At 74.4% G+C, this 13319-nt stretch carries 11 protein-coding genes and 5 pseudogenes; 6 read left to right on the top strand and 10 right to left on the bottom strand.

The genetic code is table 11. From position 1 onward, the window contains the following. Window position 1: 1 nt before the first annotated feature. From ACQ86J_RS16330 to aroB, 9 genes and pseudogenes are all read right to left on the bottom strand, one after another. A complete protein-coding gene (locus tag ACQ86J_RS16330) occupies window positions 2–1300 on the bottom strand; it encodes an HWE histidine kinase domain-containing protein (protein WP_431271924.1) in 1299 nt (432 codons plus the stop codon). Next, on the bottom strand, window positions 1267–1935 hold the full coding sequence (locus ACQ86J_RS16335; RefSeq protein ID WP_431271925.1) for a hypothetical protein: 669 nt from the start codon (window positions 1933–1935) through the stop codon (window positions 1267–1269). Before ACQ86J_RS16335 ends, ACQ86J_RS16330 begins: the two co-directional genes overlap by 34 nt. Before the next feature lie 406 nt (window positions 1936–2341). Next, the gene (locus tag ACQ86J_RS16340) at window positions 2342–3388 is read right to left on the bottom strand and encodes an HWE histidine kinase domain-containing protein (protein ID WP_431271926.1); all 1047 of its coding nucleotides are present in this window, start codon (window positions 3386–3388) and stop codon (window positions 2342–2344) included. Between the two features lie 67 nt (window positions 3389–3455). Further along, window positions 3456–3554 (bottom strand): annotated as a pseudogene (locus ACQ86J_RS16345) (hypothetical protein); the annotation flags it as partial. Beyond that, complete coding sequence (locus tag ACQ86J_RS16350; protein ID WP_431271927.1) at window positions 3514–3768, bottom strand: hypothetical protein; 255 nt, start codon at window positions 3766–3768, stop codon at window positions 3514–3516. The pseudogene ACQ86J_RS16345 and the gene ACQ86J_RS16350, both read right to left, overlap by 41 nt. A gap of 134 nt (window positions 3769–3902) precedes the next feature. Beyond that, window positions 3903–4178, bottom strand: a pseudogene (locus tag ACQ86J_RS16355) (hypothetical protein); the annotation flags it as partial. A gap of 313 nt (window positions 4179–4491) precedes the next feature. Next, a pseudogene (locus ACQ86J_RS16360) lies at window positions 4492–5491 on the bottom strand (hypothetical protein). Then, window positions 5458–6387 (bottom strand): hypothetical protein, encoded by a 930-nt coding sequence (locus tag ACQ86J_RS16365; protein WP_431271928.1) that lies wholly within the window; start codon window positions 6385–6387, stop codon window positions 5458–5460. Before ACQ86J_RS16365 ends, ACQ86J_RS16360 begins: the two are co-directional and overlap by 34 nt. 72 nt (window positions 6388–6459) lie before the next feature. Beyond that, on the bottom strand, window positions 6460–8241 hold the full coding sequence (aroB, locus tag ACQ86J_RS16370) for a 3-dehydroquinate synthase (protein ID WP_431271929.1): 1782 nt from the start codon (window positions 8239–8241) through the stop codon (window positions 6460–6462). 50 nt (window positions 8242–8291) lie between these two features. On the opposite strand from aroB, the gene ACQ86J_RS16375 reads away from it, so the two are divergent. Together ACQ86J_RS16375 and ACQ86J_RS16380 are read left to right on the top strand one after the other, a co-directional pair. Next, entirely contained in the window at window positions 8292–8438 is a 147-nt protein-coding gene (locus ACQ86J_RS16375; RefSeq protein WP_431271930.1) for a hypothetical protein, read from the top strand. A 42-nt stretch (window positions 8439–8480) separates the two neighbouring features. Next, window positions 8481–9371: a tyrosine recombinase gene (locus ACQ86J_RS16380; protein WP_431272429.1), complete on the top strand. Its 891-nt coding sequence runs from the start codon at window positions 8481–8483 to the stop codon at window positions 9369–9371. Between the two features lie 86 nt (window positions 9372–9457). Here ACQ86J_RS16380 and ACQ86J_RS16385 read toward each other — a convergent pair whose 3' ends face one another. Beyond that, window positions 9458–10324, bottom strand: a complete 867-nt coding sequence (locus ACQ86J_RS16385) for a class I SAM-dependent methyltransferase (RefSeq protein ID WP_431271931.1) — start codon at window positions 10322–10324, stop codon at window positions 9458–9460. A 323-nt stretch (window positions 10325–10647) separates the two neighbouring features. Here ACQ86J_RS16385 and ACQ86J_RS16390 point away from each other — a divergent pair. The 4 genes and pseudogenes from ACQ86J_RS16390 to ACQ86J_RS16405 all read left to right on the top strand — a co-directional run. After that, window positions 10648–11238, top strand: a pseudogene (locus ACQ86J_RS16390) (carboxyl transferase domain-containing protein); the annotation flags it as partial. 103 nt (window positions 11239–11341) lie between these two features. Then, on the top strand, window positions 11342–11512 hold the full coding sequence (locus ACQ86J_RS16395; protein ID WP_431271932.1) for a hypothetical protein: 171 nt from the start codon (window positions 11342–11344) through the stop codon (window positions 11510–11512). 266 nt (window positions 11513–11778) lie between these two features. Further along, window positions 11779–12689: pseudogene (locus ACQ86J_RS16400) on the top strand (MFS transporter). Continuing rightward, window positions 12689–13243 (top strand): hypothetical protein, encoded by a 555-nt coding sequence (locus ACQ86J_RS16405; protein WP_431271933.1) that lies wholly within the window; start codon window positions 12689–12691, stop codon window positions 13241–13243. The pseudogene ACQ86J_RS16400 and the gene ACQ86J_RS16405 overlap by 1 nt, the downstream one beginning before the upstream one ends. Window positions 13244–13319 lie beyond the last annotated feature (76 nt).

The following is a 13319-nucleotide window of genomic DNA, read 5'->3' on the forward strand; positions in this document are numbered from 1 at the left end:
CTCAGTCCGCGCCGCCGCCGAGCGGTACGTCCAGCCGGCAGACCAGCCCGGTCGCCGGCCAGTCCAACGCCACCGTGCCGCCGAGCTGGCCGCGCACCGTGCCGTCCAGCACACGGCTGCCGAAGCCGCACCGCGGCGGCGGGCCTGCCAATGCGGGCCCGCCCGCCTCCGTCCAGTGCAGGTCCAGCCGCGGCGGCGGGCCTTCGCACAGGGCCCAGCGCACCGCCAGCCTTCCGCCTGGCACCGAGAGCGCGCCATGCTTCACCGCATTGGTCGCAAGTTCATGCACCGCCATGGCGATCGGCTGGGCCGCCACCGCGGGCAACGCGACCGGCGGCCCGTCCAGTTCCACCTGCTGGCCGGCGAGGAAGGGCTTCAACTCGTCCTCCAGCAGCAGGCGCAGGTCGGCGCCGGCCCAATGGGTGCTGGCCAGCAGGCTCTGCGCCCGGCCGAGGGCGGCGACCCGGCCCTCCACCGTGCGGATGAAGCCCGGCAGATCGGCCGCCCGGGTCAGCCGCAGCACGGACTGCACCACTGCCAGCGCGTTCTTGGCACGGTGGTCGACCTCCCGCGCCAGCAGCGCCTGACGCTGCTCGGCGCGCTTGCGGTCGGTGACGTCGAGGAAGAGCGCGGCGAAGCGGCCCGGCTCGGTGCGGTAGGCCAGCACCTCGAACCAGCGATCAAGGCGGGCGACGCGATACTCGAAATGCGCCGGCTCGCCGGTGGCGGCCACCCGGGCGCAGGTGTCGATCACGAACCGCTCGGTCCCCGGGATCACCTCACTCGCCAGCCGCCCGATGACGTCGGCGGCGGCCAGGCCGCTCAACGCCTGCCAGGCCGCGTTGACCTCGAGGTAGCGGAAATCCGCCGGCCGGCCCTCCGTGCCGGCGACCAACTCGCACAGCGCGACGCCTTCCTGCATGCGGGAGAACAGGCCGTGCCAGCGGGCCTCGCTCTCGCGCAGCGTCGCCACCGCCGCCTCGCGCGCCGCCTCGGCCGCGTGGATGCGTGCGGCCGCCTCGCGTTCGGCGTCGATGTTGACGACATAGCCGACCACCTCGCTGCTGCCATCGGGTCGCGGCGTCAGGCGGCGGCCATGCGTCCGCACCCAGGTCCACCGGCCGTCCGGCCGCCTCAGGCGCCATTCCAGCCTGCCCTCGCCGTCCCGCAGGATGGTCCTGGCAAGTTTGGGAAAATCCGGCGTCTCCGGCCCGGTCAGATGCGATATCTGGTCGAGCGGCAGGATGTCCGCGGGCGCCCAGCCGGTCACCGCCGCGGTATCGCCGTTGCGGTAGAGCACGCGGGAGGAGCCGTCGGCGGCGACGTCGCGCAGGAAGACGATGGTCGGCAGGCCGGCCAGCAGCCGCTCGATCTCGGCCCGGCCTGCCGCCAGCGCCGCGGCCTCCGCTGCGCCGCGGCGGCGGCCAGGCCGGCATCGCGCTCGCCGGCCAGGATGCTGGCCAAGGCCAGGCCGGCGAAGCCGGTCACGACGAACAGCAGCACGCCGAGCAGGTGGCCGGCGCCGCTGAAGGTGACCGGCAGGTCCTGCAGGAATTGCCAAAGGCGCCAGACGGGGAGGCTGTTGGCGAACAGCGCGATGATGGCGACCGTCCGCGCCGCCCGGCGCAGGGTGGCGCTGCCGCGCAGCCGCAGCAGCTCGATCCCGCCGGCCGTGCCCAGTATGGCGAAGAGCAGCGTCCCCACCCCGACGCGGGCCGCGGCCGAGGCATAGACCGCCGGGACCGCGCAGGCGGCATACCAGGGGACCAGCGGCAGGGCGACCGCCCAGCCCGGCGCCGCGACGCCGCGCAGCTTGCCGGGCGCCGGCCCAGAACAGCGCCACGGCCAGGATGTAGATCGGCGTGGCCAGCAGGATGAGCAACGCCTCCGGCACCCAGCCGCGCTGCGCGTGCAGCAGGACGGCGATCGTGCCAAGGCCGCAGAACCCGGCCCAGCTTGCCAGATAGGCCGGCCGGCCCGCCGCCCGCCAGGTGCCCAGCAGCAGCAGCGTGGACAGGGCCGAGATGAGCGCCCCGGCGGCCAGCAATGCGCCTAGGGGGAGCGTGATTGTCATGTCGAGGGTTGCCTCTATCCGGCAGCGAGTGTCGCGGACCGCCCGGCGCAACATAACCAAGGCGAGAACAACTCCAATCTGCTTCCGGCCAAAAACTGGCAGGACCGCCGCATGCTCGACCATGAGCGCCGCGGTCGTCCTCGATACATGGCGGCACATCCCGGCGGTACCGAACCGGGGTGGGACCCGGCGAAGGGAAGCCGGGGCCGGCCCGGGTCCATGCAGGCGGGGACGACGTCCGGCGCCGCTGCGACCATTCCGCCGGCGTCAGCCCGCCCCGGCGGCCTCCGGCCGCGGCAGGTCGCCGCCGAGCGGTATGTCCAGCCGGCAGACCAGCCCGGTCGCCGGCCAGTCCAGCGCCACCGTGCCGCCGAGCTGGCCGCGCACCGTGCCGTCCAGCACCCGGCTGCCGAAGCCGCGCCGCGGCGGCGCGCCCGCCAGGGCCGGCCCGCCCGCCTCCGCCCAGCGCAGGCGGAGCCGCGCCGGCCGGCCTTCCGCCAGGTCCCAGCGTACCGCCAGCCGGCCGCCGGGGACCGACAGCGCGCCGTGCTTCACCGCGTTGGTCGCCAGCTCGTGCACCGCCATGGCCACCGGCTGGGCGGCGACCGCCGGCAGCAGCACCGGCGGCCCGTCCAGCTCCACCCGCTGGCCGGCGAGGAAGGGCGCCAGCTCGCCCGCCAGCAGGGTGCGCAGCTCGGCGCCCTCGCTATGGTCGCCGGCCAGCAGGGTCTGCGCCCGGGCCAGGGCGGAGACCCGCCCTTCCACCGCGCGGACGTAGGTCGGCAGGTCGCCGGCCCGGGTCAGCCGCAGCACGGACTGGACCACCGCCAGCGCGTTCTTCGCCCGGTGCTCCACCTCGCGCGTCAGCAGCGCCTGGCGCACCTCCGCCCGCTTGCGGCCGGTGACGTCGAGGAAGAGCGCGGCGAAACGGCCCGGCTCGGTGCGGTAAGCCAGCACCTCGAACCAGCGGTCCAGCGCGGCGACGCGGTACTCGACATGCGCCGGCTCGCCGGTCTCGACCACCCGGGCATAGGTCTCGATCCAGAAGGGCTCGAGGTCGCGGATGACCTCGCTGGCCAGCCGGCCGATCACCTGGCCGGCTGGCAGGCCGGTCAGCCGGTTCCAGGCGGCATTCACCTCGAGGTAGCGGAAATCGGCCGGCCGGCCGGCGGCGTCCCGCACCAGCTCGCAGAGCGCGAAGCCCTCCTGCATGCGGGAGAAGAGGCCGCGCCAGCGCGCCTCGCTGGCCCGCAGCGCGGCCTCGGCCCGGGCGCGGCCGACCGCGTCCCAGGTGCGCTCCGCCACCTCCTGCACCAGCAGGAAGCTCGTCCTCCGTCCAGCGCCGCGGCGTCGCGCGGTGGACGAAGAGCGAGGCGGCGAAACGGCCCGCCTTGACCAGCGGCACGGTCACCGCGGCGCGCACCGCGGCGGCGCGGAAGCTAGCGGCCGTCGACCGGCCGATGGTCAGCGGGTCGTCCAGGGCATCGGCGACGGCGATGGTCCGGCCGGCGCGCAGCTCGGCGATCAGCGCCGGGCCGTAATCCTCCAGCCGCTGCAGGCCGTCCAGGCTCGGCACGCCGGGGCCGCACCACTGCGCCGCCGACGGTGAAGTGCAGCCCGTCGGCCGTGACCTCGGCATAGCCGGCGCGGTCGCAGCCGAGATGCGCGGCCAGCGCCGCGGCGGCGGCGGCCATGACCGCGCGCGGCTCGGCCAGGCCGCGCAGGCGGCTTCCAGGCCCAGGCGGGATTCCTGCCGGCGTTCCGCCAGGACCCGGCCGGTGGTCTCCGTGCAGGCGCAGAACATGCCGGCGACCCGGCCGGTCTCGTCCGGCACCGGCGTGTAGGAGAAGGAGAACCAGGTCTTCTCCGGATAGCCGTTGCGGTGCATCAGCAGGGCGATGTCGTCCATATGCGTGCCCTCGCCGGCGAAGGCGCGCTCGAGGATCGGCTCGACATCATTAAGGATGTCGAACCAGACCTCGCGGAAGGTCCGGCCGAGCGCGGCCGGGTGGCGGGCGCCGCAGATCGTGGCGTAGCCGTCGTTGTAGAGCATGATCCGCTCCGGCCCCCAGGCGACGAACATCGGCTGGCGGGCGCCGAGCATGACGGCGACCGAGGGTCTTCAGCGCCGCCGGCCAGGCGGAAGCGGGGCCGAGCGGGGTGGCGGCCCAGTCCATCGCGCGCAGCCGCGCCCCAGCTCCCCACCACCGGCGAGGAAGGCCTCCGCGGCCGGGCGGACCGCGTTGTCGGGCATCTCGGACATCGTCACGGGCATGCTTTGGTGAACCCGGCGTTGCGGGCCTGCGTCAATACCAAAGCGGAACACCGCTCCGCCATGGCGGTTGCCGCCGGCGCTTGATCTTTCACCACCCTGGCTTGCCGGGATCCTGCCGGCCGGCGCTAATCCGCGCAGCAGCTCATCGTGCTGCGCGCCGGCGGCACGTCGAGCGCCGGGTTCTCGGCGAAGAACCCTCCGGGTGCAGGGCGAAGCCGGAGGAGATGACCGGCTGCACCGGGAAGTCCTCGGGGCGGGGGATGTGGTGCAGGCCGAAGCTGTGCCAGAGCACGAGGTCGGCGCCGTCGAGCGGCCGGTCGGCCGCGGTCCAGGCCGGCAGCCCATCGCCGCCGCGGCTCTGGTTCGGGTAGCGGCCGGCGGCGTGCAGTTCCTCCGGGTCGAAGGCGGTCACCCAGAGCTGCCTGGTCATGAAGGCGGCGCGGCGGGTGACGCTGGCCGCGGGGCTGGAGAAGGTCGGCAGCGGGTTCTGCACCACGAGGCGATAGGCCGTGGGCTGGCCGAGCGCGTTGCGCGCCGCGGTGCTCTCGACCCGCCAGCCGCGGGCGGCGGCGAAGTCGACGTTGCGCTGCGCCCGCTGCTCGGAGGCCAGCACCGTCTCGCGCAGGGTGAAGGCGTTGCCATGCGGATTGTCGGGCCGCTTCCGGCAGGGCGACGGTGTCGATCTCGACCACCCGGTTCGCGGTGCCGTCGACATCCATGTCGAGCCGCATGTTGAAGACATGCTGGTGGTAGTGGGCGTAGACGCCGGGGGCGACGATGCTGCCGAAGCGCGGCTGCTCGCCGGGCAGCAGCGCGGCGGTGTTCATGATGCCCGTCGCCTTCATCTCGAAATGGATCGAGCCGTCCTGGTGCAGGTACCAGAAGGAGCCGTATTCGTAGTTGCCGATGGTGGAGATCGAGGAGACCACCAGCCGCCTTGCCCGCCGCACCTCGACCTTGCCGGTGAAGAGGTCGGTGTGCTTCCAGAGGATGCCGTGGTCTTCCTCGTGCAGGCAGACGGCGCTCTTGATGCAGTAGGGATCGCCCTTGCTGTCGGCCAGCCAGGCGTCGAAGTAGCGGATGACGCCGAGGCAGTCGCAGCCCAGCGTCAGCGAGCATTCGCCAGCACGCCGATGCCGTATTCGCCGACATCGAAGGCGTTCTTGCGGAAATGGCCGCCGCCGGGATGGGCGTAGGGCACCACCATCTCGGACAGCGCGGCGCGGTGCAGCACCGGGCGCAGCCGGCCCTGGTCCTCGTAGCCAAGGGCGTGCAGCACCAGGCCCTCGCGGGCGTTGAAGCCGACGCGAAAGCGCCATTTCTGCCAGCGCACCTCGTTGCCCTCGACCGTGAAGCTTGGCCCTTCCGGCTGGGTGATCTCGAGCGGGCGGATGTCGTCGCGGAACTCCGTGCGGAATCTGGCGGCGTAGTTGTGGTCCCGCGCCGGGACCTCCGCGACGCCGTGGTCGTCGACCCTAAGCACTTCGGCGCGGTCGAGGTCGATGACGGCGCAGAGCCCCTCGATCGGATGCGCATAGCCGTTGTCGTCGGGGGAGGAGCGCAGCCAGCAGAAGGTGTTCGAGATGCGCCGCCCTGCCTCATCCGGCAGGCCGTAATTGCCGGCCGACCAGGGATCCACCTGGACGCGGTCGAGATCGGTGATGCCGCGCTTCGCCAGGGCGGCGACGAAGCGCGGATCGGCCCGGGCGACGCGGCCGACCAGCAGGATGTCGTCGATCAGGATGCGCGGGCGGACGCCGGGGATGTGGCGCCAGTCCAGCACCGTGCCGGCGGCGAGGTCGAGCCGGGCCTCGAAGACGCGGCCATCGGTCCGGTCGAAGGCGCAGACGAAGGCGCGGCGGGGGATCGGCCGGCCCGGGCGGAAATCGCGGACGACCTCCTTCGATGGCTCGTCGAGGGTGATCGTCTCGAACATCATCCCCGTGCCGAGGTCGTGCGCGGCGCGGACCAGCGCGGCGGCCTGGCGGATCTCGTCCGGGGTCAGCAGGTCGAGCGGATGGGTGGCGGCGGGGGTCATGCGGGGGCCTCTCGCGCGGTCTGCGCGGGAGGCTACGCGGTTGGGCGCGCGGGGTAAGCCGCGGGTGGCCGCTCAGGCCTCCGCCCCCTCGTCGCGCAGCAGGCTCTCGACCATCGCGGTGGGCACGTCGCCGGCGGTGAAGGCCTCGCCCGGGCCGCGCAGCAGGACGAAGCGCAAGCTCCCGTCGCGCACCTTCTTGTCCTTCCGCATCCGCCCCAGCAGCGCCGCGGTCGAATACTTGCGCGGCAGGTCGCGGATCCGCGCCGGCATGCCGCAGGCCTCGAGATGGGAGATCACCCGCCCCGGCAGTTCCTGGCTGCACTGGCCGAGCCGGGCCGAGAGCGCCGCGGCGAGGCCGAGCCCGACCCCCACCGCCTCGCCATGCAGGACCAGCCCGCCATAGCCGCTTTCCGATTCCAGCGCATGGCCGAAGGTGTGGCCGAGGTTGAGCAGGGCGCGGCCGCCCTCGGCGCTCTCCTCCCGCTCGTCGCCGGCGACCACCGCGGATTTCAGCCGGCAGCTCTCCAGCACCGCATGGGCCTGGGCCGCGGCGTCGCCGGCGACCAGGGCCGGGCCCTGCGCCTCGCACCAGCGCCACAGCGTCTCGCCGGACAGCAGACCGTGCTTCGCCACCTCCCCGTAGCCGGCGCGCAGCTCGCGCGGCGGCAGGGTGCGCAGCGTCGCCATGTCGGCCAGCACGATGCGCGGCTGGTGGAAGGCGCCGACCAGGTTCTTGCCGAGCGCGAGGTTGATCCCGGTCTTGCCGCCGACGCTGCTGTCCACCTGGGCCAGCAGGCTGGTCGGCACCTGCACGAAGGGCAGGCCGCGCAGCGCGACGGAGGCCGCGAAGCCCGCGAGGTCGCCGACCACGCCGCCGCCGAGCGCCACGACGGCCGTGCGGCGATCGGCGCCGGCGCCCAGCATCTGCTCCAGCACCGATTGCAGGGTGGCGAAATCCTTGCTCGCCTCGCCAGGCGGCACCACGATCTCGGCCAGGGTCGAGAAGCCCGCCTCCTCCAGGCCGGCCCGCAGCACCGGCAGGTGCAGCGGCGCGACGTTCTCGTCGGTCACCACCACCACGCGGCGGGCCGGCAGCACGGGCGCCAGCAGCGCGCCGGCGCGTTCCAGCAGGCCCTCCCCCACCACGATGTCGTAGCTGCGCTCCCCCAGCGTCACCGGCAGCCGGGCCGGCGGGGTCCAGCCCTCCAGCGTCTCCTGCACCCGGCGGGTGGTGGAATCCGGGCTCTCATCGGTGCACTGGATCACGAGGTCTGCCTCGGCATAGAGGGGGTGGCGCGCCGTCATCAGCCGCTGGAGCACCTCCGCGGGGTCGGCGTTGAGGAACATCGGCCGGTGGTCGCGCCCGGCGACCCGTCGCATCAGCACCGGCAGCCGGCAGCGCAGCCAGACGGAGATGGCGCCCGACCGGCGGATCGCCGCCCGGGTGCGGTCGTCGGCGAAGGCGCCGCCGCCAGTCGCCAGCACCACCGGCGGGCCGGCCAGCAGCCGGGTGATCACCCGGCGCTCGCCGTCGCGGAAATGCGGCTCGCCGTAGCGGGAGAAGATCTCGGTGATCGGCAGGCCGGCCGCCGCCTCGATCTCGGTATCGGCGTCGAGGAAGGGCAGGCCGAGCCGCAGCGCCAGCCGCCGGCCGATCGAGGACTTGCCCGAGCCCGGCATGCCGACGAGCACGACGCTGCGGCCCTGCAGCCAAGCGCTGGCGGCGGGCAGGGCTTCGGGCGCGTCCCAGTCCTGGGACGCGCCCGGGGTGGGGGTCGGGCCGGCAGGCGGGCCGGAGGGCGGGGCGGTCCCCGGGCCGGACGATGCGCAGGCGGTGGCGATGTTGCGTGACACGGTCCCCAAGGCTAGCACACCGCGGCTTCCGCGCGAGGACCCCGCCCGCAATGTTCCGTCGGCCCATTCTGCTGCTCGCCGCGATCCTGCTCGCCCTGGTCGCGGTGGGGCTGGTCGTGGTCGGGGCCTTCCCGCCCGCCGTGACCCCCAAGCCGGTCGAGCGGGTGCTGCCGAACGACCGGTTCCAGACCCGCTAGCCCGCAACTTTGGCCGGCCGCCACCTCGAAGCCTTCCTGGAGATGCTGGCGGCCGAGCGTGGCGCCGCCCGCAACACGCTGGCGGCCTACAATGCCGACCTGGTCGACTTCTTCGGCTTCTGCGCCCAGTCCGGCGCGGCACCGGCGGAGGCCGGACCGGAGGTGCTGGGCGGCTACCTGCGGCGGCTGACCGATCTCGGCCTGCGGCCGCGCACCGCGGCGCGGCGGCTCTCGGCGCTGCGGCAGTTCTTCCGCTTCCTGGCCCGCGAAGGCATCCGGCCGGACGACCCGACCGAGTTGCTGGAAGGCCCGAAGGCCCCGGCCAGCCTGCCCCGCGCGATCACCGAGGCGGAGGTGGAGGCGCTGCTGGCCGGCGCCGCCGCCCTGCCCGGCCATCGCGGCCCGCAGGCGGCGGCGGCGGTCGAGCTGCTCTATTGCTCCGGCCTCCGGGCCAGCGAGCTGGTGGCGCTGCCGGCCTCGGCGCTGCGGCCGGACGCGCCGCTGGTGGCGGTGCGCGGCAAGGGCGGGCGGGAACGGCTGGTGCCGGTCTCCGACCGGGCGCGGCAGGCGGTGCTGGCGGCGCGGGAGGCCCTGGCCGGGACCGGGCGGCCCTCCGCCAGCGGCCCGCGGGCGCTGCGCTGGCTGTTCCCGGCGCGCGGGGCCTCCGGCCACATGACCCGCCAGGCGCTCGGGCTGCTGCTGAAGGATGCGGCGCTGGCGGCGGGGATCGACCCGGACCGGGTCAGCCCGCATGTGCTGCGGCATTCCTTCGCCAGCCACCTGCTGGCGCATGGCGCCGACCTGCGCAGCCTGCAGGTGCTGCTCGGCCATGCCGACATCGCCACGACGCAGATCTACACCAAGGTGCTGGAGGAGCGGCTGAAGGCGCTGGTCGAGACGCACCACCCGCTGGCGGAGCCGGCCGGGGACTGACCCTTAGGCGAAGGGGTCGACCACCGCCGAGGACTGCGCCTTGGCGTCGCCTGGCTGAACTTCCGGCACCGAACCCTTCGTGGCCACTATGGGCATATCTGCCGCTGCAGCTCGGATGTCACGGCTTCACCGCCCCCCAGCGAATAGGCCAGCGGCAGCCAGGGCCGGTCCGGCCAGGCCCAGAGCCCCTCGGCATCCCGCACCAAGCTGCCGAACATCCGCCAGGTGACCCGCGGATGCTCGTGCAGCCAGTCGAGCGCCAGCCCGGCCCCGCGCAACGCGCCCACCACCTCGGCCAGCGGGTGCATCCAGACCGTCTCCGTCCGGTGCGCCGGCGCCGCGCCGGGGTCGGCATAGTCCCCGGCCGCCTCGTAGATCACCGCCTCGCGCTGGAAATAGGGCACCAGCCAGCCGGGCCGGCCGGGCATCCGGCTCGACGCCTGGTCGTCGAAGACATAGGCCGTGGGATGCCCCTCGGCGAGGTAGAGCCGGCCGCCGGGCCGCAGCGCCCCGGCCACGATCCGCGCCCAGCCGGCCAGGTCCGGCAGCCAGCACAGCGCCCCCCAGGTGACGAAGACCAGGTCGAAGCCGGCCGGCTCGGCCAGCGCCGCGGCCGCCTGGGTGAGATCGGCCTCGACGAAGCGGGCCCGGTCGCCGAGGCCGAGTTCCGCCGCCAGCGCCCGCGCCGCCGCGATGGCCGCGCGGGAGAAGTCGAGCCCGACCGCCTGCGCCCCGCGCTGCGCGAGCGTCAGCGTGTCCGCGCCGAAATGGCATTGCAGGTGCAGCACCCGCAGCCCGGCGACCGGGCCGAGCTCGGCCTCGACGATCGCGTCCAGCCGGCCCCGGCCGGCCCGCAGCGGGGCGAGGTCGTAGCCGCCCGGGCCGAGATGGATGCCCACCCTTTCGTCCCACAGGGCGCGGTTCGTCGCCTGCCAATCCTGCCCGGCCGTCATGCGATCCTCCTGGCCCGGCGCAGCCTGCCGCGCCGGGGCCGCGGCGGTGCCAGGATATTCCGCCGCGCGCCGCCACCCCCGGTGGCAGGCCGCCGTCACCGCTTCCGCCGCCGGTGCTTTTCCGCTAACCCCGGCACGGGGGCAAGGCACGCGGCGCAGCAGCCCCGCGCGCCGCGGCGGTCCCCGTCCGCCATCCGCCTGGCCCACCGCGCCGCGCCACAGGGACCCGATGCGCCACTTCCTCGACTTCGAAAAACCCATCGCCGAGCTCGGAAGGCAAGATCGAGGAGCTGCGCCGCACCACCGATGCCGGCGGCATCGACGTGGCGGAGGAGGTCGGCAAGCTGCGCGACAAGGCGCAGTCCCTGCTGAAGACCACCTATGCGAAGCTCAGCCCCTGGCAGAAGAGCCCTGGTCGCCCGGCACCCGGACCGGCCGAAATGCCTCGACTACATCCGCGCCCATATCGAGGAATGGACCCCCTGGCCGGCGACCGCGCCTTTGCCGACGATGCAGCGGTGGTCGGCGGGCTCGGCCGCTTCCGCGGCCGCGCGGTGGCCGTGCTCGGCACCGAGAAGGGCGCCGATACCGAGGGGCGGGTGAAGCATGATTTCGGCATGGCGCGGCCGGAGGGCTACCGCAAGGCGCGGCGGATCATGGAGCTGGCCGGCCGCTTCGGCCTGCCCATCCTCTCCTTCGTCGACACCGCCGGCGCCTTCCCGGGCATCGAGGCCGAGGCGCGCGGCCAGGCCGAGGCGATCGCGCGGTCGATCGAGGCGGGACTCGAGGCGCCCGTCCCCTTCGTCGCCACCATCATCGGCGAGGGCGGCTCGGGCGGCGCCATCGCCCTGGCTGCGGCCGACCGGGTGCTGATGCTGGAGCACTCGATCTATTCGGTGATCAGCCCGGAAGGCTGCGCCAGCATATTGTGGCGCGACGCGGCACAGGCCCCGGCGGCGGCCGGAGGCGCTGAAGCTCACCGCCGAGGACCTGCGCCGGCTGAACCTGGTGGACGCCGTGGTGCCGGAGCCCATGGGCGGCGCCCATCGCGACCCCGAGGCGGCGCTGCGCGCGGTCGGCGACAAGGTCTGGGAGAGCCTGGAGCCGCTGCTGGCGCATGACGGCGCCACGCTGCGGGCGCGACGGCGGGAGAAGTTCCTGGAGATGGGGCGCAGCAGCGTCGTCTGACCGGGCAGCCGGAAGCCAAGGCCGGGGAGGAGGTATCCTCCCTGGACCCTCCTCTATTTTCCCGAGTCCGGCACCCACCGCGCGGCAGCACCCGACCCCCGAAAGGGAAGGGTGGGGCTTTGGGAGGGAATGCCGGTTTCCCTCCCCAATCCTTTGGTCGGACGACTGGACAAGCCGGCGCCGATGCCCTCCCCTGCCCGGTCCCGCCTCGGACCCCAGCCCACCGCATGAACCCGCGTGACAACGCCGACCCGGCGCCGGCGAGCATGAGTCCGGCTGCGCTGCGCGCCGCCTTCCTCCGCAGCTTCCCCGGCATCGCGCCCGCCATCATCATCGCCGCCATCGACCAGACCATCGTGGCGACCGCGCTCCCCGCCATCGCCGGCAGCCTCGGCGCGGTGGAACGCATCTCCTGGGTCGTCGTCGCCTGGCTGATCGCGGCCACCGTCGCCGCCCCGGTCTTCGGCCGGCTGGGCGATGCGCATGGCCGGCGCCGCATGCTGTTCGTGGCCCTCGCCATCCAGGCCGCCGGCGCCCTGGTCTCGGCCACCGCGCCCAGCTTCGCCGCGCTGATCGGGGGCGGCTGCTGCAGGGCCTCGGCGGCGGCGGGCTGGCGACGCTCGCCATGGCCCTGATCGCGGAAGCCGTGCCGCCGCGCGAGCGCGGCCGCTTCCAGGCCTACATCGTCGCCAGCTTCACCACCGCCTCGCTGCTCGGCCCGCTGCTGGGTGGCTGGCTGGCGCAGGGCTTCGGCTGGCGCGGGGTCTTCTGGGCCATGCTGCCGCTGAGCGCGCTCGCCTGGGGGCTGGCGCTGCGCATCCCGGCCCGGCCGGGCAGCGGTGCCGGCTTCAAGCTGGATGTCGCCGGGGTCGTCCTGTTCGCCGCCTTCGTCACCCCGGCGCTGCTGGCGCTGCAGGCGGCGCAGCGGCTGAGCCTGGCCGGCCTGCCGCTGGTCCTCGGCCTGGCGGCTGTGGCCGGGCTCGCCCTGGTCCTGCTGCTGCGGCAGGAAAGGCGGGCGCGCGACCCGCTGCTGCCGCTCGGCCTGCTGGCCGAGCCGACCATCCTGCGCAGCAACCTGCTGACCGGCTGCGCCCATGGCGCGCTGGTCGGCCTCGTCACCTTCCTGCCGATCTGGCTGCAGAGCGTGCGCGGCCTGCCCCGGCCACGGCCGGGCTGATGCTGCTGCCGCTCTCGCTCGGCGGGGCGATGGGCGGGCTGACCGCGGGGCGGCTGATGACCCGGACCGGGATGGGCATGCCGATCGCGGGGTTCGGCCTGGCGCTCGCCGCCGTGGCGCTGCTCGGGGTGGCCTGGCTGGCGCCGGTCCTGCCGCAGCCCTGGCTGGCGCTGCTCTTCGCCTCGGTCTCCTTCGGCACCGGATGCTCCTACCCCACCTCGCAGATCACCGTGCAGGTGGCGGCCGGGCCGGCCTGGCTCGGCGCCGCGGCAGGGTCGGTGCAGTTCTCCCGCACCCTCGGCGCCGCCATCGCCACCACGCTGCTCGGCGCCCTGCTGTTCGGCACGCTGGCGGCGGGCGACCCGGAGGCCGCGGCGCTGTTCGGCCGGCTGGTGCGGGAAGGCCCGGGCCTGCTGCCCGGCCTGCCGGAGGCCGAGCGGCTGGCGCTGCGGGAAGGGCTGACCACCGCCTTTCGCGCTGCCTTCGGCGGGGCGGCGCTGCTGGTCGCGGCCGGCAGCTGGCTGGCCTGGCGGGTACCGGTGCAGCGGATCTGAAGCACGGGGCGGCCCTGCCTTAACCGGCCCTCAAGCCCGCCGCCGCTAGGCTCGGTCCGTCGTTCATGGACCGCCT

Source organism: Dankookia sp. P2 (genome assembly GCF_050632255.1).
Classification (GTDB): domain Bacteria; phylum Pseudomonadota; class Alphaproteobacteria; order Acetobacterales; family Acetobacteraceae; genus Paracraurococcus.